General features: G+C 54.8%; 16 protein-coding genes, 6 tRNA genes and 1 other RNA gene. 13 read left to right on the forward strand and 10 right to left on the reverse strand.

The features are described from left to right. Positions 1-101: 101 nt before the first annotated feature. Both V1587_RS18395 and V1587_RS18400 read right to left on the reverse strand, forming a co-directional pair. Positions 102-177 (reverse strand) — tRNA-Ala (locus tag V1587_RS18395). A gap of 41 nt (positions 178-218) precedes the next feature. Next, positions 219-294, reverse strand: a tRNA-Ala gene (locus V1587_RS18400). Positions 295-511: 217 nt separating this feature from the next. Between V1587_RS18400 and V1587_RS18405 the strand changes: the two genes are divergently transcribed. Continuing rightward, positions 512-874, forward strand: a complete 363-nt coding sequence (locus V1587_RS18405; protein WP_045909399.1) for a YfeC-like transcriptional regulator — start codon at positions 512-514, stop codon at positions 872-874. 1 nt (position 875) lies between these two features. After that, entirely contained in the window at positions 876-1,262 is a 387-nt protein-coding gene (locus V1587_RS18410; RefSeq protein ID WP_371897382.1) for a YfeC-like transcriptional regulator, read from the forward strand. Positions 1,263-1,311: 49 nt separating this feature from the next. Here V1587_RS18410 and gltX read toward each other — a convergent pair whose 3' ends face one another. Then, positions 1,312-2,727 (reverse strand): glutamate--tRNA ligase, encoded by a 1,416-nt coding sequence (gene gltX / locus V1587_RS18415; RefSeq protein ID WP_371897383.1) that lies wholly within the window; start codon positions 2,725-2,727, stop codon positions 1,312-1,314. A 258-nt stretch (positions 2,728-2,985) separates the two neighbouring features. Between gltX and V1587_RS18420 the strand changes: the two genes are divergently transcribed. From V1587_RS18420 to V1587_RS18440, 5 genes are all read left to right on the forward strand, one after another. Further along, positions 2,986-3,061, forward strand: a tRNA-Val gene (locus tag V1587_RS18420). A 41-nt stretch (positions 3,062-3,102) separates the two neighbouring features. Further along, positions 3,103-3,178, forward strand: a tRNA-Val gene (locus V1587_RS18425). Between the two features lie 29 nt (positions 3,179-3,207). Then, positions 3,208-3,283 (forward strand) — tRNA-Val (locus V1587_RS18430). Positions 3,284-3,287: 4 nt separating this feature from the next. Next, positions 3,288-3,363, forward strand: a tRNA-Lys gene (locus V1587_RS18435). Positions 3,364-3,389: 26 nt separating this feature from the next. Next, positions 3,390-3,518: non-coding RNA, RtT sRNA (locus V1587_RS18440), on the forward strand. Positions 3,519-3,617: 99 nt separating this feature from the next. Here V1587_RS18440 and V1587_RS18445 read toward each other — a convergent pair. The 3 genes from V1587_RS18445 to xapA all read right to left on the reverse strand — a co-directional run bounded on the left by V1587_RS18445 (position 3,618) and on the right by xapA (position 6,705). Continuing rightward, on the reverse strand, positions 3,618-4,505 hold the full coding sequence (locus V1587_RS18445) for a LysR family transcriptional regulator (protein WP_395314444.1): 888 nt from the start codon (positions 4,503-4,505) through the stop codon (positions 3,618-3,620). A 67-nt stretch (positions 4,506-4,572) separates the two neighbouring features. Beyond that, the gene (locus V1587_RS18450) at positions 4,573-5,829 is read right to left on the reverse strand and encodes a nucleoside permease (protein ID WP_371897384.1); all 1,257 of its coding nucleotides are present in this window, start codon (positions 5,827-5,829) and stop codon (positions 4,573-4,575) included. A gap of 51 nt (positions 5,830-5,880) precedes the next feature. Further along, positions 5,881-6,705 (reverse strand): xanthosine phosphorylase, encoded by an 825-nt coding sequence (gene xapA, locus V1587_RS18455; protein ID WP_371897385.1) that lies wholly within the window; start codon positions 6,703-6,705, stop codon positions 5,881-5,883. Between the two features lie 207 nt (positions 6,706-6,912). On the opposite strand from xapA, the gene V1587_RS18460 reads away from it, so the two are divergent. Next, positions 6,913-7,251 (forward strand): FlxA-like family protein, encoded by a 339-nt coding sequence (locus V1587_RS18460; protein ID WP_371897386.1) that lies wholly within the window; start codon positions 6,913-6,915, stop codon positions 7,249-7,251. Here V1587_RS18460 and V1587_RS18465 read toward each other — a convergent pair. Beyond that, entirely contained in the window at positions 7,248-8,183 is a 936-nt protein-coding gene (locus tag V1587_RS18465; protein WP_371897387.1) for a LysR family transcriptional regulator, read from the reverse strand. The genes V1587_RS18460 and V1587_RS18465 overlap by 4 nt on opposite strands. An 89-nt stretch (positions 8,184-8,272) precedes the next feature. On the opposite strand from V1587_RS18465, the gene V1587_RS18470 reads away from it, so the two are divergent. Beyond that, positions 8,273-9,268 (forward strand): bile acid:sodium symporter family protein, encoded by a 996-nt coding sequence (locus V1587_RS18470; protein ID WP_024907615.1) that lies wholly within the window; start codon positions 8,273-8,275, stop codon positions 9,266-9,268. On the opposite strand, the gene V1587_RS18475 is transcribed toward V1587_RS18470, so the two are convergent. The 3 genes from V1587_RS18475 to zipA all read right to left on the reverse strand — a co-directional run bounded on the left by V1587_RS18475 (position 9,265) and on the right by zipA (position 12,550). After that, positions 9,265-9,480 (reverse strand): DUF3820 family protein, encoded by a 216-nt coding sequence (locus V1587_RS18475; RefSeq protein WP_003861328.1) that lies wholly within the window; start codon positions 9,478-9,480, stop codon positions 9,265-9,267. The genes V1587_RS18470 and V1587_RS18475 overlap by 4 nt on opposite strands. 1 nt (position 9,481) lies before the next feature. Further along, entirely contained in the window at positions 9,482-11,497 is a 2,016-nt protein-coding gene (ligA, locus tag V1587_RS18480) for an NAD-dependent DNA ligase LigA (RefSeq protein WP_395314445.1), read from the reverse strand. 69 nt (positions 11,498-11,566) lie between these two features. Further along, a complete protein-coding gene (zipA, locus tag V1587_RS18485) occupies positions 11,567-12,550 on the reverse strand; it encodes a cell division protein ZipA (RefSeq protein ID WP_395314446.1) in 984 nt (327 codons plus the stop codon). Between the two features lie 230 nt (positions 12,551-12,780). Between zipA and cysZ the strand changes: the two genes are divergently transcribed. The 4 genes from cysZ to ptsI all read left to right on the forward strand — a co-directional run bounded on the left by cysZ (position 12,781) and on the right by ptsI (position 17,024). Continuing rightward, positions 12,781-13,542, forward strand: a complete 762-nt coding sequence (cysZ, locus tag V1587_RS18490) for a sulfate transporter CysZ (RefSeq protein WP_023308728.1) — start codon at positions 12,781-12,783, stop codon at positions 13,540-13,542. Positions 13,543-13,705: 163 nt separating this feature from the next. Continuing rightward, positions 13,706-14,677: a cysteine synthase A gene (gene cysK / locus V1587_RS18495; protein ID WP_014884739.1), complete on the forward strand. Its 972-nt coding sequence runs from the start codon at positions 13,706-13,708 to the stop codon at positions 14,675-14,677. A gap of 317 nt (positions 14,678-14,994) precedes the next feature. After that, positions 14,995-15,252 carry a phosphocarrier protein Hpr gene (gene ptsH, locus V1587_RS18500; RefSeq protein ID WP_045909449.1) on the forward strand — a complete coding sequence of 86 codons (258 nt, stop codon included), beginning with the start codon at positions 14,995-14,997 and terminating at the stop codon, positions 15,250-15,252. Positions 15,253-15,296: 44 nt separating this feature from the next. Then, the gene (gene ptsI, locus V1587_RS18505) at positions 15,297-17,024 is read left to right on the forward strand and encodes a phosphoenolpyruvate-protein phosphotransferase PtsI (protein ID WP_023332954.1); all 1,728 of its coding nucleotides are present in this window, start codon (positions 15,297-15,299) and stop codon (positions 17,022-17,024) included. Positions 17,025-17,048 lie beyond the last annotated feature (24 nt).

Below are 17,048 nucleotides of genomic sequence, written 5' to 3' on the forward strand. Positions count from 1 at the left end.
GGAGAGGTACAGGAATACCTTCTTTTTGATAACAAAATGCGGTAACGGACGTTACATACAGATAAAAAAAACCCCCGTCATTCGACGAGGGTTTACAATTTTGGTGGAGCTAAGCGGGATCGAACCGCTGACCTCTTGCATGCCATGCAAGCGCTCTCCCAGCTGAGCTATAGCCCCACATGTGACTTTACTGACCGCACTCTGTTGGGTTCAGAGTTTGGTGGAGCTAAGCGGGATCGAACCGCTGACCTCTTGCATGCCATGCAAGCGCTCTCCCAGCTGAGCTATAGCCCCATCGTAAAGCTGTCATGTTGACGGGCGGCATAATATGAATTCCGCTGCGGAGTGTCAACGGCAAAATCAATTCCAGCGATTCAATCGCCGAAAAATCATGCAAATGAATCACTTTGCGAGCCTGCTCGCAGTCAGGAGTTAAGCGTGTCACGTTTTCACGTTAAACGGTGCTATAAAATGAGCCGTTAATTAACCCCACAGATATTCAGGAAATTGCATGATCAAGGAACGAATGACGCCAGAAGAGTTAGCCCTCCTCACTGGCTATAGCCGCCAGACCATCAATAAATGGGTACGCAAAGAGGGTTGGATTACATCACCAAAACCAGGCGTCCAGGGCGGAAAAGCGCGCCTGGTGCATGTGAACGAAAAAGTCCGTGACTTTATCCGCAGCGCACGTCGGGCAAGCGAAACGTCCGAACTGCCAGAAGGCACCAGCCATGACCGTTCGCTTCACACCCTACTCCTAACGCTGGCTAATGAAATGACGCCGGAAGAGCAGAAGCAGATGACATCGCTGTTATTACGGGAAGGGATCACCGGCTTGTTGCAACGTTTAGGGATACGCGATCGGGACTGATATGAAAAGATTACGGAGCAAAATGACCACGGAAGAGCTGGCGGAGAGTTTGGGCGTCGCCAGGCAAACGGTTAATCGTTGGATACGCCAGCAGGGGTGGAAAACCGAAGGGCTCAACGGCGTGAAAGGCGGTCGCGCGCGACTCATTCATGTCGATGCGCGCGTGAAGGAACATATTATGAGCCTCCCGGCAATCCGCAACCGTCAGGCGGTTTACCATCTCGCGGAGGCCACTGCTTCCTACCGTGAACCCATTTCAAACCTGTCCCCAGGCATTATTGATACGCTGGAGAGTATGACTCCGTCAGAGCAGATACGTCTGGACGCCTTATTGAAACGCGAAGGCATTCACGGCTTTCTTACGCGTCTCGGTATCGCGGAAAAATAGGCATAAAAAAACGGCAGGTTACCCTGCCGTTTGTTTTTTCTTAACGTAATTACTGCTGGTTCTCACGTTCCGCAATGAAGTCCAGCGCCTTGTTAATGCGCGCTACGCTGCGTGATTTGCCGATGGCATGAACCGTTACGTCCAGTGCCGGAGACTGACCCGCACCGGTCACCGCAACGCGCAGTGGCATACCGACTTTACCCATACCGATTTCCAGCTCGTCCGCCGTCGCCTGAATGGCGTGATGCACATTCTCAGCGGTCCACTCGGTGAGGGCTGCCAGCTTGTCACGCACCACTTCCAGCGGCTGACGCGCAACCGGGCGAAGGTGTTTCTTCGCGGCGTCCGCATCGAACTCAGCAAACTCTTCATAGAAGTAGCGGCAGCTTTCAGCAATCTCTTTCAGCGTTTTGCAGCGCTCGCCGAGCAGTTTCACCAGATCCGCCAGCTCAGGGCCAGTGCGGGTATCAATATTTGCCTGCTCAATGTGCCACTGCAGGTACGTCGCCACATATTCCGGCTGCATGGTATTGATGTAGTGATGGTTCAGCCACAGCAGCTTGTCAGTGTTAAACGCGCTGGCGGATTTGCTGACTGAGCTCAGAGAGAAGAGTTCGATCATCTCTTCGCGGCTGAAGATCTCCTGGTCACCGTGGGCCCAGCCCAGACGCACCAGATAGTTCAGCAGCGCTTCTGGCAGATAGCCATCGTCGCGATACTGCATAACGCTTACCGCACCGTGACGTTTAGACAGTTTTTTGCCGTCATCACCGTTGATCATGGAGACGTGCGCATAGACAGGCACAGGGGCGCTCAGCGCCTTCAGAATGTTGATCTGACGTGGCGTGTTGTTGATGTGGTCTTCACCACGGACAACGTGGGTAATTTCCATATCCCAGTCGTCAACCACAACGCAGAAGTTGTAGGTTGGGGAACCATCGGTACGGCGGATGATCAGATCGTCCAGCTCCTGGTTGCTGAATTCAATTGGGCCACGGATCTGGTCGTCAAAGATCACCGAGCCTTCTTGCGGGTTAGCAAAACGTACTACGCAAGGCTCATCAGCAGCATGCTCGCTATGGTCATGGCGGCAGCGGCCGTCATAACGCGGCTTTTCACCGTTCGCCATCTGCGCTTCACGCAGTTCATCCAGACGCTCTTTTGAGCAGTAGCATTTATACGCCGTGCCCGCGACCAGCATCTCATCAATGACAGCGTTATAGCGGTCAAAGCGTTTGGTCTGGAAGTAAGGACCTTCATCCCATTCCAGATTCAGCCAGTTCATCCCATCCATAATGGCTTCAATTGCTTCCGGCGTGGAGCGCTCAAGATCGGTGTCTTCAATACGCAGCACGAACTCACCTTTGTTGTGGCGTGCGAAAAGCCAGGAATAGAGAGCGGTACGTGCACCACCGACGTGCAGATAGCCTGTCGGGCTCGGCGCGAAGCGAGTTTTGATTTTCATGAAATGGCCTTACGTTATAAAGATGCCGGCAATCGGCAAATCCTGGGGAAAAAACGATGGGCAATATTCTATCACTGTGGGGGGATTCCTCAATGTTGATCCCTTTATCGTGACCGAGTTTGCGATTTTTGTTTAGAAATCATGCGCCACTGCCCGTTTCGCGATCGTTTTGTTTAATTTTACGACGAACAAATAAAAACTTTAGAAAATGCGTTGACTCATTTTCAACTCTCCCTATAATGCGACTCCACACAGCGGGGGTGATTAGCTCAGTTGGTAGAGCATCTCCTTTACACGGAGGGGGTCGGCGGTTCGAGCCCGTCATCACCCACCATCTACTTCGGTAGACTCGCAGTGTAGATAAGAATTGAGATTGGGCGATTAGCTCAGTTGGTAGAGCATCTCCTTTACACGGAGGGGGTCGGCGGTTCGAGCCCGTCATCGCCCACCATTCTCACCTTATCGCAGCAGTTCCGAAATGGGCGATTAGCTCAGTTGGTAGAGCATCTCCTTTACACGGAGGGGGTCGGCGGTTCGAGCCCGTCATCGCCCACCATTTCGGGTCGTTAGCTCAGTTGGTAGAGCAGTTGACTTTTAATCAATTGGTCGCAGGTTCGAATCCTGCACGACCCACCAATGTAAAAAAGCGCCCTAAAGGCGATTTTTTGCTATCTGCGATCTGGATGATTCGAACCTGCTGCAGGTTCGAGCCGAACGCAGTGAGGCACCGGAGCCGTTTACGGCGACGGCCCGAAGGGCGAGCGAAGCGAGTCATCCTGCACGACCCACCAATGTAAAAAAGCGCCCTAAAGGCGCTTTTTTGCTATCTGCGGTACTGCGCTTAAAAAACATAGCCTGATGACGCTACGCTTATCAGGCCTACGAAATCATCACACCACTGTTAACGTTTCAATTAACGTCTTCACCGCGGGCGTCGCCTGCTTCTCGTCATACACCACATACAAATCTGCCGGTATACGCTCTTTCAGCGGGCGGAACACCACGCCCGGCCACTGCATTTGCGCGTAGCTGTCTGCAGCGAGCGTAATTCCCATGCCCATGCTGATCATCGCCAGTACCGTTTGCGGCTCAACGGCTTCACGCACGATCATCGGCGAAAACCCGGCCTGCTGGCAGACGCGATGTAAAAATGCCCAGTCAGAATGCGCTGAAGGCATCGTGACAAAATACTCGTCCTGCAACTCTGCGAGCGCAATCGATGATTCGCTCACCAGCCGGTGATCTTCCGGCATCGCCACCAGAAAAGCCGCTTCACGCAATCGCAGGCTGGTAAACCCCGGGGTAGGTTCCATTGCCATCCGCCAGATGCCCACATCCAGCTCCCGGCGCTCAAGCAGCGCCATCTGCATTACCGGGGATTTCTCGCGAAATACGACATCAACATTCGGGTGCGATTTCAAAAAAGCGCGCATCACCGTGCGCACCTCACTCCACATGGCGGTGCCCACAATCCCGAGCTCAATGCGCCCTGCTTCCCCCCGGCCAATTTGCTCGACGCGAGCCAGCGCCTGGTTTGCGCTGGCGAGCAGCCGACGGGACTCTTCCATCAGCACCTTACCGGCATGCGTCAACGCGACGCTCCGCGAGTGGCGAATAAACAGTAACGTGCCCAGCTGACTTTCCAGCTCTTTAATATGCAGGCTTAACGGCGGCTGAGACATATTGAGACGGGCCGCAGCCCGTCCAAAATGCAGTTCCTCCGCCACGGCCAGAAAATAGCGCAGCAGCTTGAGATCGGTCCGATAGGCGCGTTCCATCAAAACATATCCTGGCGATAACACTTATGTGCCTACCTTAAAGCCTTTCATCGTCCTGAGGGGAAATTTAATGCGCAACTGTGCGCATCCCGCTGGTTTTGCTGGTGTGGAGATAGTTAAAGCTGAAGTAAAAGACCACCGCGAGCGCCAGGGCATAGGCCGCAAATACCAGCCAGATCGTCTGCCAGTCCTTCACTCCGTCCACCGAGAAGTAATCGACTGCCATTCCGCTCAATACCGAACCGAAATACGCCCCGATACCGTTAACGGTCGTCATAAACAACCCTTGCGCGCTGGCACGGATATCGGCGCTGACCTCCTGTTCAACAAATACCGAGCCTGAAATATTGAAAAAGTCGAACGCGCAGCCGTAGACAATCATTGAGAGCATGAGCAGCATAAATCCTGTTGCAGACGGATCGCCAAAGGCAAACAGCCCGAACCGCAGCATCCAGGCCACCATGCTCATCAGCATGACGGTTTTAATACCAAAGCGTCCGAGGAAGTACGGAATGGTCAGAATGAAGAACACTTCAGAGATTTGCGAAACGGAGAGCAGGATGGACGGATATGTGACGATAAAGCTATCTGCATACGCCGGATTACGCGCAAAATCATGCAGGAAAGGGCTGCCAAACGTGTTGGTTATCTGCAGTACGGCGCCGAGCAGCATCGCGAATAAAAAGAACACCGCCATGCGAGGCTGTTTAAACAGGATAAACGCATTGAGGCCCAGCTTGCTTGCCAGAGACGAAGACGTTTTTGTCGTCGCAACTGGAATGGCTGGCAACGTCAGAGAATAGAGCGCCAGCAGCACGGACGCGACAGCCGCAATATAAAGCTGCACGTTGCTCAGCTCAGACCCCATCAGGCTTATGGCCCACATCGCGGCAATAAAGCCCACGGTGCCATACACCCGCACTCGCGGGAAATGACTCACCGTATCCAGCCCTGCCTGTTGAAGACAGGCGTAGGAAATGGTGTTCGACAGCGCAATCGTGGGCATGAAGGCCATCGCATTCACCAGCATGACCCAGAACATCAGGCCTGGCTCATTCACCTGCGCGGCATAGCAGAGCGCGACGGCGCAAACGAGGTGGCAAATCACGTAGGCGCGGTCTGCCCGCAGCCACTTGTCGGCAATAATCCCCACCAGCGAAGGCATAACGATCGCGGCAAGTCCTTTGGAGCTGTACACCATGCCCACGTCGGAGCCGGTAAAATGTAGGGTGTTAATCATGTAAGCGCCGAGGGTAACCAGCCAGCTCCCCCAGATAAAATATTGCATAAAGGACATCATCTTTAAGCGAGTCGTGATGTTCATAACCCATTCCTTATAGCAGTGTGGCCCTCACGGGCCACTTGAATGTTTTACTCAGGCAATATGGCGAAGAAAACCGCAGATAAGATTGATAAAGTTCTGGCGGGAAAGCTCAGCGGCAGCGAGGGTTTGTTCATGCGAGAGTTTGATATCGCCAAGCCCTTCCGCGAGATTTGTAATCGCAGAAACGGCCACGACCTTCAGGCCGCAGTGGCGCGCGGAAATCACTTCCGGCACTACGGACATGCCCACCACATCGCCGCCGATAATCTGCATCATGCGGATCTCGGCTGCCGTCTCGAAGTTCGGACCTGGATAAGAAACAAACACCCCTTCATGGAGCGGGAAGTCGGCTTTCGTCGCCACGGTTTGCAGAATGGCGCGGTAATCAGCGTCATAAGCATTGGCCAGAGAGAAGAAACGATCGCCAAAGCGCTCATCGTTCAGCCCCACCATCGGCGTGCCCGGCATGGTATTGATATGGTCGCTCAGGGCAACCAGGCTTCCTGGCTGGACATCAGGACGCAATGAACCCGCCGCATTGGTGCTAAACAGCAGCTCGCACCCCAGCAGCTTAAAGGTACGGATCGCATCGGTCATGATGGCCATCCCGCGCCCCTCATAGAAATGGCCGCGCCCCTTCATGCAGGCCACTGGCACCCCGGCCAGATGCCCGAGCACCAGCTCCCCGGCATGGCCATGCACGGTGCTCACCGGGAAGCCCGGCAGCTTTTCGTAGCTCAGGGAAACGGCGTCATCAATCTGGTCGGCGAGCGCGCCCAGGCCAGAGCCGAGAATAAACGCCACGCGGGGCGTGAAGTTCGGCTTAGCGGCGCGAATAATGTCGGCGCAGTACCACGGATTATTCGAGAGGGTCATAGAGGCTCCTTAAGGATGAAGATCGCGACAGCGGGGATCGCATGACTTACGTCTTATATCTTCAGCCTGCCGGTGACCTCCAATACACTTTCACCGCACCATCAATACTGATTGTGTATCGATGCAACTCCCTGCCAGATATGGCAGTTTTGCTCAAGCTAATCCCGTCGTTGCCGATACCTCTGTTTTATAACGCGAGGAAAAAGTATGACGACCATTCAGGCTTCAACCCAACAGATACAAACCAGCGGCGCGAGTGGCACTTCGAGCAGTAACGATATCTCTGCGCAAATCACCCGCATTCTCGACAAGATCAAAAAGCTGACCCAGCAGTTAAAAGAGCTGTCGAACAGCCCTATCAGCACCGATGAGAAGAAGAAGCAGCAGGAACTGATTCAGACCCAGATCAAAGTGCTGCAGGCACAGCTCGCCGCGCTGCAGCGCCAGCAGGCCGAAGAGGCCCAGAAGAAGCAGGAGCAAAAGCTAGGCAAAGTGGAAGGGGTGAACAGCCCGTCAGACAATAATCAGATCGATATCTACATCTAATCTTCTGATGCGTTAAACAGTGGGTCGCGTATGCGGGCTTCGGTTAATCGTTGTGCCTGGATACGCACAACTTCCCAGATAGCCTGCGCCGCCCCCGAGAGTGAACGATTTTTTCGCCGCACCAGCATTAACTTTCGCTCGACAGCGGGCGTTAATCGCCTGACGGCCAGCCGGCTTCCCTGCGGAAGGGGAAGCGCCAGGGCGGGCAACACGCTGATGCCAATGCCTGCTTCCACCATGGGAAACAGCGTCGCCGGATGACCAATCTCCTGCACAATTGTTGCCTTTACGCCCTGATTCACCAGCGCGGAATCAATCAGCGGACGGCTGCCCGAGGCATAATCCTGTAAAACCAGGTTCGCGCCCTGCAGGAGCTGCCAGCTGACTTCCGGCAATGTGGCCAGCGGATCGTCGTCACGGCAGAGCAGCAAAAAGGGCTCAGAGAGTATGCTTTCGCACGCCAGATCGCTCGCCTGACCGGGATCGATCACAATACCAAAATCCACATCCCCCTGGCGGATGCTTTCCAGCACCCACTGTTGCGGTCTGTCATGCAGCACAAAATCAATGTCCGGATAGCGTTGGCTTCCCTCGGCAATACACTGAGGGATAAGGTGCGCAGAGATCGTCTGGCTGGCCGCGACCCGCACGGTACCCGAAAGCTGCTGGCCCAGCCTTCCCACGTCTCTGAGCGTGCTGTTCAGCTCATCCAGCAGCCGTTCAAGGCGCAGGGCCAGCTGCTGCCCTGCTTCGGTCAACACCACTTCGCGCGTGGTGCGATCGAGTAATCTTACTCCCGTCTGATTCTCCAGCTCTTTCACGCTGTGGCTGACCGCCGACTGGCTCAGACCAATCATCTCTCCTGCCCGGCTAAAGCTGCGAGCCTGCGCCACGGTGACAAAAACACGAAGCTGACGTAATGAATAATTCATCTGTTTAATTCATGAATGGATGCAATAAATCAATTTTATTTCTCAAATGGAAGAAAGCACAATAGCGACATCTGCTTTCAGGAGTGATTATGAAACTTTTTCGTATCCTTGATCCGTTCACGCTTACCCTGGTGGTTACCGTTTTACTGGCTTCGTTTTTCCCGGCTCGCGGCGGGTTCGTCCCGTTCTTTGAGGGGCTGACCACGGCGGCCATCGCCCTGCTGTTCTTTATGCACGGCGCCAAACTCTCCCGCGAGGCCATTATCGCAGGCGGTGGACACTGGCGGCTGCATCTGTGGGTGATGTGCAGCACCTTCATTCTGTTCCCGATCCTCGGGGTGCTGTTTGCCTGGTGGGCGCCGGTTAACGTCGACCCGGCACTCTACACCGGTTTCCTGTATCTCTGTATTCTGCCGGCTACCGTGCAGTCTGCCATTGCCTTTACCTCGTTGGCAGGCGGCAACGTAGCGGCAGCAGTTTGCTCAGCTTCCGCCTCCAGCCTGCTGGGGATTTTCGTCTCCCCGCTGCTGGTGGGCCTGCTGATGAACATGCACGGTGCGGAAGGTAACCTGGAGCAGGTGGGCAAAATCTGTCTGCAGCTGCTGCTGCCGTTTGTGCTGGGGCATCTCTCCCGCCCGTGGACCGGGGCGTTTGTGGCGAAGCATAAAAAATGGATCTCAAAAACCGACCAGACCTCGATTCTGCTGGTGGTTTACTCCGCCTTCAGTGAAGCGGTAGTAAATGGCATCTGGCACAAGGTGGGGGCAGGCTCGCTGCTGTTTATCGTGGTGGTCAGCATCGTCCTGCTGGCGATTGTGATTGCGGTAAACGTCTTTGTGGCACGCAAATGCGGCTTCAACAAAGCGGATGAAATCACGATTGTCTTCTGCGGTTCGAAGAAGAGCCTGGCGAACGGCATCCCGATGGCCAACATTCTGTTCCCGACCTCGGTGATTGGGATGATGGTGCTGCCGCTGATGATTTTCCACCAGATCCAGCTGATGGTCTGCGCGGTGCTGGCGCGTCGCTACAAGCGCCAGACCGAAAAGCTCGCGCAAGAAGAGACCCGCGCCGCCAAGGCTTAAGGACGTTTCAGGGGCTGCACCAGCTGGGTCAGCCCCTCGGTTTTTATCAGTAACGTGATAGCCATCAGCTCTCCCAGTCGCCCTGCCGGAAATTCATCCTTGCGGGCAAACCACAGCAGATACTCCTCCGGCAAATCAATCAGCCTGCGGCCCTTGTATTTACCGAACGGCATCTCGGTATTGGCGATCTCAACGAGCTGCTCTTTCTCCACGTTACTCTCCTAACAGGCGCATCATTTCCGCTTCGTCGATAACCGCAATGCCGAGCTCCTGGGCTTTCGCCAGCTTCGAACCCGCCGCTTCCCCGGCGATCACCAGGTCGGTTTTCTTCGACACGCTGCCCGCCACTTTTGCCCCCAGCGCCACCAGACGCGCTTTGGCATCGTCGCGTGAAAGCTGGCTCAGGCTGCCGGTCAGCACCACCGTTTTACCGGCGAACGGGCTGTCGATCTCTTCGGCGTTAACCACCACCGGCGCGGGCCACCTGATGCCCTCTTCCAGCAGTTTGCCGATAACTTCACGGTTGCTCTCTTCGGCGAAAAAGTTAAAGACGTGCGTGGCGACGACGATGCCGACATCAGGGACTTTCTGCAGCTCCTCGATGCTCGCCTTTTCCAGCGCCTCCAGCGTACCAAAGTACGCCGCCAGACCCGCGGCCGTCGCTTCACCCACCTCACGAATGCCCAGCGCGTACAGGAAACGGGCGAAGGTGGTCTCTTTTGCGGCTTCCAGCGCATTAACCACGTTCTGGGCTGACTTTGGCCCCATGCGATCCAGACCGGTCAGTTTGCCCGCCGTCAGTTTGAAGAGGTCCGCTGGCGTGTGGACATACTCTTTCTCAACCAGCTGATCGATAATCTTGTCGCCCATGCCGTCCACGTCCATCGCCCGACGGGAGACGAAGTGCTTCAGCGACTCTTTACGCTGCGCACCGCAGATTAAGCCACCCGTACAGCGCGCCACCGCTTCGCCTTCCACACGCTCAACGTCAGAGCCGCACACCGGGCAGTGGGTCGGGAAGATGATTTCGCGCGTTTCAGCAGGGCGTTCTGACTCCACTACGTTAACTACCTGCGGAATAACGTCGCCCGCTCGGCGAATCACCACTTTGTCACCAATGCGCAGGCCCAGGCGTTCGATTTCATCGGCGTTATGCAGCGTGGCGTTACTTACCAGCACGCCCGCAACCTGCACAGGCTCCAGGCGAGCAACCGGGGTAATGGCGCCCGTACGGCCGACCTGGAACTCTACGTCACGGACAAAGGTCATCTGCTCCTGAGCCGGGAACTTAAACGCTACCGCCCAGCGCGGCGCGCGCGCCACAAATCCCAGCTGCTCCTGCAGCGCCAGTGAGTTCACCTTGATGACCACGCCATCAATATCAAAGCCGAGCGTCGGACGATCCTCTTCCACCTTGTGGTAGAACGCCAGTACCGCTTCCGGCGAGTCGCAGAGCTGAACGCGGTTGCTCACCGGAAGTCCCCACGCTTTAAACTGCAGCAGACGCCCGAGATGGGTATCAGGCAGCTCGCCGCCCTCCAGAATACCGACACCGTAGCAGAAGAAAGTAAGCGGTCGCTTCGCAGTGATGCGCGGGTCAAGCTGGCGCAGCGAACCCGCCGCCGCGTTACGCGGATTAGCAAACACCTTCCCGCCCGTGCGACGCGCCTCTTCGTTAATTTTCTCAAAGCCCGCCTGGGGCAGAAACACTTCGCCGCGCACTTCCAGACGCGCAGGAATGTTGTCGCCCTGCAGCTTCAACGGGATCGCGCGGATGGTACGCACGTTGGTGGTGATGTCTTCCCCCGTCGTACCGTCGCCACGCGTCGCGGCACGCACCAGCACGCCGTTTTCGTAGAGAAGGCTGACGGCCAGGCCATCCAGCTTAAGCTCGCAGCACCAGGTGAGGGAGTCGCTGCTTTTCAGGCGATCCTGCACGCGCTTGTTAAACGCGAGGAAGCTCTCTTCATCGAAGACGTTATCCAGCGACAGCATCGGCACTTCATGACGCACCTGGCTGAAAGCGCCCAGCGGCTCGGCGCCGACGCGCTGGGTGGGGGAATCCGGTGTGATGAGTTCAGGATGCTGCGCCTCTAATTCGCGCAGCTCGCGCATCAGGCGGTCATACTCCGCATCCGGGACTTCCGGTGCGTCCATAACATGATAGAGATATTCATGATGGCGAAGCGTGGTTCGCAGTTCAGTGAGTTGTTGTTCGATTGAGTCCATATCGCACCATCAATGAGAAAAAACCCCCGACAGGCGGGGGTTGAGGAGGAGTTGAAGTCAACGCGACGATTACGCGTTAGCTTCCTTAACTTCGCGGATGCGGTCCTGATACTCGCGCAGCTTCTGCGGGGTCATCATTCGACGCTGATCGTCGAGCACCACGCCGCCGACTTCGTCAGCGATGTGCTGAGCGGACTGCAGCATCAGCTTAAAGTTTTGCAGTTCGTCGCCGTAAGACGGCACCTGCATAAAGATAGTCACGCCCGGGGTCACGAAATCACCGGTCATTTCCGGATCAAAGGTGCCTGGGTTAACCATGTTGGCCAGGCTGAACAGCGCCGGACCGCTACCGTCAGGGCTCAGGTGGCGGTGGAAAATATTCATATCGCCAAACTTGAAGCCTGCCTGTTGAATACTGTTAAGCAGCACGTCACCGTTGAGGTGGCTGCCGTGATGCGCGGCCACGTTCATGATGATCACCGCTTCTTTGCGCTGCGTTTTTTCAACTACCGGCTCTGGCTCTACAACGGGCTCGGGCTCAACGTGCGGTGCCGGAGCGGGCTGAGGCGCAGGCTGCACATGAACAGGCTGCTGCGGTTGTGCTACCGGCTGAGCAGGCTGTTGCTGCACGGGCTGCTGCACCGGTTGCTGTTGAACCGGCTGTGGCGCAGCAGGCTGCTGATAGACAGGCTGTTGCGGCGGCTGGCGCACCGGCTCTTCCACAGGCTGTGGCGCTGGCTGGCGCGGCTGTGCAGAAGCATACGGCGGTTGATACTGGTGCTGCGAAGGACGAGGCGCTTCATGCTCCCCATGGCCTGCGCCGGGCGCAGTATTGACCCGATGAACACGAACTTCACCCACGCCGTCGTCGTCGCTGCCGTCGATGTCATCTTCACTGTCATCGTCGTCACGACTGGACTTCATGCGCTTCAGTGGGCGATCGCGAAACATCGAGGAACGCTCTTTACGGCTGGTCCAGAAACCATGTACCAGTAAAGCGATTATGGCGATCGCGCCAACAATGATTAATATCAGACGCAAATCCTGCATCATTATATTCTCTGTTGTTCTAACACCTTGCCACCACGGCAAACATTTACTCACTAAGAGTATTTGCCGTTTACGTCAAGTGCAAGTGTGTGCAGAGCATTCACAGCATAAAGATGAAGGAAATCGTGCTTTTTGCTGGTTTTTCGAACATTTCCGAACTGGTCATTGCTTCGTAAGTGGATAATATAGGCAGGCAATTCCACTGGTTGTGTAAAAAGGAGTACAGCCTGGCTATGGTTTCAACATCTTCTTCTCCCCCGCGCAGCGGCGTCTGGTATTTTTCTCAGGGCTGGAAACTGGTCTCCCTGCCGGGTATTCGACGCTTCGTCATCCTGCCGCTGTTGATCAACATTATTCTGATGGGCGGCGCGTTCTGGTGGCTATTCACAAAGCTGGAGAGCTGGATCCCGTCGCTGATGAGTTACGTGCCGGACTGGCTGCAGTGGCTTAACTACCTGCTATGGCCGGTGGCGGTGATCTCCGTGCTGCTGGTGTTTGGGTACTTCTTCTCGACGATTGCCAACTGGATAGCCGCACCGTTTAACGGTCTGCTGGCGGAACAGCTGGAAGCGCGGCTTACCGGCGCGACGCCGCCAGACACGGGCGTACTGGGGATCATGAAAGACCTGCCACGCATCATGAAGCGCGAATGGCAGAAGTTTGCCTGGTACCTGCCCCGCGCGATTGTGCTGCTTATCCTCTATTTTGTGCCAGGCATTGGCCAGACGGTGGCGCCGGTGCTGTGGTTCCTGTTCAGCGCCTGGATGCTGGCCATCCAGTACTGCGACTATCCGTTCGATAATCACAAGGTGCCGTTTAAAGAGATGCGCACTGCCCTGCGCAGCCAGAAGGTCGCCAATATGCAGTTTGGCGCGCTGACCAGTCTGTTCACCATGATTCCCTTCCTGAATCTGTTCATCATGCCCGTCGCCGTCTGCGGCGCGACGGCAATGTGGGTCGACTGCTACCGTGCTAAGCACGCGTTATGGAAATAATGCAAAAATGTGTAAAGCAGGGGTGGCTTATGCCGCCCCTTATTCCATACTGATCCCCATTATTTCCTTGCAGTATATAGATATGCGAATTCCTTACTTCCCCCTACCTGCTTAGCAGGTATGCTGGGTCGGTATCCCAATTTCATACAGTTAAGGACAGGCCATGAGTAAGATTTATGAAGACAACTCGCTGACTATCGGTCATACGCCCCTGGTTCGACTGAACCGTATCGGTAATGGACGCATTCTGGCGAAGGTCGAATCACGTAACCCAAGCTTCAGCGTAAAATGCCGCATCGGTGCAAACATGATTTGGGATGCTGAGAAACGTGGCGTACTGAAGCCTGGCGTTGAGCTGGTGGAACCGACCAGCGGCAATACCGGGATCGCTCTGGCCTATGTTGCTGCCGCGCGCGGCTACAAGCTGACGCTGACCATGCCTGAAACCATGAGCATCGAGCGTCGTAAGCTGCTCAAAGCGCTGGGCGCGAACCTGGTGCTGACCGAAGGCGCGAAGGGCATGAAGGGCGCCATTCAGAAAGCCGAAGAGATCGTGGCCAGCGATCCGGCGAAATATCTGCTGCTGCAGCAGTTCAGCAATCCGGCGAACCCGGAAATTCACGAGAAGACCACCGGTCCGGAAATCTGGGAAGATACCGACGGCCAGGTTGATGTCTTTATCTCCGGCGTGGGTACCGGCGGTACGCTAACCGGCGTGTCACGCTATATTAAAGGCACAAAGGGTAAAAAAGACCTGATTACCGTTGCCGTTGAGCCGACTGACTCACCGGTTATCACCCAGGCACTGGCGGGTGAAGAGCTTAAGCCAGGCCCGCATAAAATTCAGGGTATTGGCGCAGGCTTCATTCCGGGCAACCTGGATCTGAAGCTGATCGATAAAGTGGTTACCATCACTAACGAAGAAGCCATCTCGACCGCGCGTCGCCTGATGGATGAAGAAGGCATTCTGGCGGGTATCTCTTCCGGTGCGGCCGTTGCGGCAGCGCTCAAGCTTCAGGAAGACGAAGCCTTTACCAATAAGAATATAGTGGTTATCCTTCCTTCCTCGGGTGAGCGTTACTTGAGCACCGCGCTGTTTGCCGATCTGTTTACCGAAAAAGAACTGCAACAGTAGTGCCAGCATGTTAATAACGCGTAAAAAAGCACCTTTTCAGGTGCTTTTTTGTGGCCTGCTTCAAACTTTTGCCCCTCCTGGCATTGCTTCACCCCGTTGGGTCTGGTATTTAAACCAGCAATTATTTTGATGCGTGAAATTAATCGGTGAATGAAATAGCCTTGCTGAATCGATTTTATGATTTGGTTCAAGTCTTGCTTTCGCTGCATAATGTTTAATGACGATCGAAACGTCAGCGCTAACAATACAGGCTAAAGTTCAGTCGCCAGGCTAGACTTTAGTTCCACAACACTAAACCTATAAGTTGGGGAAATACAATGTTCCAGCAAGAAGTTACCATTACCGCTCCGAACGGTCTGCACACCCGCCCTGCTGCTCAGTTTGTTAAAGAAGCAAAAGGCTTTTCTTCTGAAATCACTGTGACTTCCAACGGCAAAAGCGCGAGCGCAAAAAGCCTGTTCAAACTGCAGACTCTGGGCCTGACTCAGGGCACCGTAGTCACCATCTCTGCGGAAGGTGAAGACGAGCAGAAAGCAGTTGAGCATCTGGTAAAACTGATGGCTGAGCTCGAGTAAGTTTCCGGGTTCTTTTAAATATCAGTCACAAGTAAGGTAGGGTTATGATTTCAGGCATTTTAGCATCCCCGGGTATCGCTTTCGGCAAAGCACTGCTGCTGAAAGAAGACGAGATCGTCATCGACCGGAAAAAAATTTCTGCCGACAAGGTTGATCAGGAAGTTGAACGTTTTCTGAGCGGTCGTGCCAAGGCATCTGCGCAACTGGAAGCGATCAAAACTAAAGCTGGCGAAACTTTCGGTGAAGAAAAAGAAGCCATCTTCGAAGGGCACATCATGCTGCTTGAAGATGAGGAGCTGGAGCAGGAAATCATAGCCCTGATTAAAGATAAAGGCATGACGGCCGACGCGGCTGCGCATGAAGTTATCGAAGGTCAGGCAACTGCCCTGGAAGAACTGGATGATGAATACCTGAAAGAGCGTGCGGCTGACGTACGTGACATCGGTAAGCGCCTGCTGCGCAACATCCTGGGCCTGGCCATCATCGACCTGAGCGCGATTCAGGATGAAGTGATCCTGGTTGCCGCTGACCTCACCCCGTCTGAAACCGCACAGCTGAACCTGAAAAAGGTCCTCGGTTTCATCACCGACGCGGGCGGCCGTACTTCCCACACCTCTATCATGGCGCGTTCTCTGGAACTGCCTGCCATCGTGGGTACCGGTAGCGTTACCTCTCAGGTGAAAAACGGCGACTATCTGATTCTGGATGCCGTAAACAATCTGGTTTACGTAAACCCAACCAATGAAGAGATCGATAAACTACGCGCGGTTCAGGAGCAGGTTGCAACTGAAAAAGCGGAACTCGCTAAGCTGAAAGACCTGCCGGCCATCACCCTTGACGGCCATCAGGTTGAAGTGTGCGCAAACATCGGTACCGTCCGCGACGTTGATGGCGCTGAGCGCAACGGTGCGGAAGGCGTAGGTCTCTATCGTACAGAATTCCTGTTCATGGACCGCGACGCGCTGCCAACGGAAGAAGAGCAGTTTGCTGCTTACAAAGCCGTGGCTGAAGCGTGTGGCTCTCAGGCGGTTATCGTCCGTACCATGGACATCGGTGGCGACAAAGAGCTGCCATACATGAACTTCCCGAAAGAAGAGAACCCGTTCCTGGGCTGGCGTGCAATCCGTATCGCGATGGATCGTAAAGAGATCCTGCGTGACCAGGTTCGCGCGATCCTGCGTGCCTCTGCGTTCGGTAAGCTGCGCATCATGTTCCCGATGATCATCTCTGTTGAAGAAGTGCGTGCACTGAAGAAAGAGATCGAAATCTACAAGCAGGAACTGCGTGACGAAGGTAAAGCGTTTGACGAGTCAATCGAGATCGGCGTGATGGTGGAAACACCTGCAGCGGCGACCATTGCGCGTCATTTAGCCAAAGAAGTTGATTTCTTTAGTATCGGTACCAATGATTTAACGCAGTACACCCTGGCAGTTGACCGTGGTAATGATATGATTTCACATCTCTACCAGCCAATGTCACCGTCCGTACTGAACTTGATCAAGCAAGTTATTGATGCTTCTCATGCAGAAGGTAAATGGACTGGCATGTGTGGTGAGCTTGCAGGCGACGAACGTGCTACACTTCTGTTGCTGGGTATGGGTCTGGACGAATTCTCTATGAGCGCCATTTCCATCCCGCGCATTAAGAAGATTATCCGTAACACGAACTTCGAAGATGCGAAGGTGTTAGCAGAGCAGGCTCTTGCTCAACCGACAACGGACGAGTTAATGACGCTGGTTAACAAGTTCATTGAAGAAAAAACAATCTGCTAATCCACGAGATGCGGCCCAAATTAC

It is taken from the genome of Enterobacter sp. ECC-249, assembly GCF_043965265.1.
Taxonomy (GTDB): domain Bacteria; phylum Pseudomonadota; class Gammaproteobacteria; order Enterobacterales; family Enterobacteriaceae; genus Enterobacter; species Enterobacter quasiroggenkampii.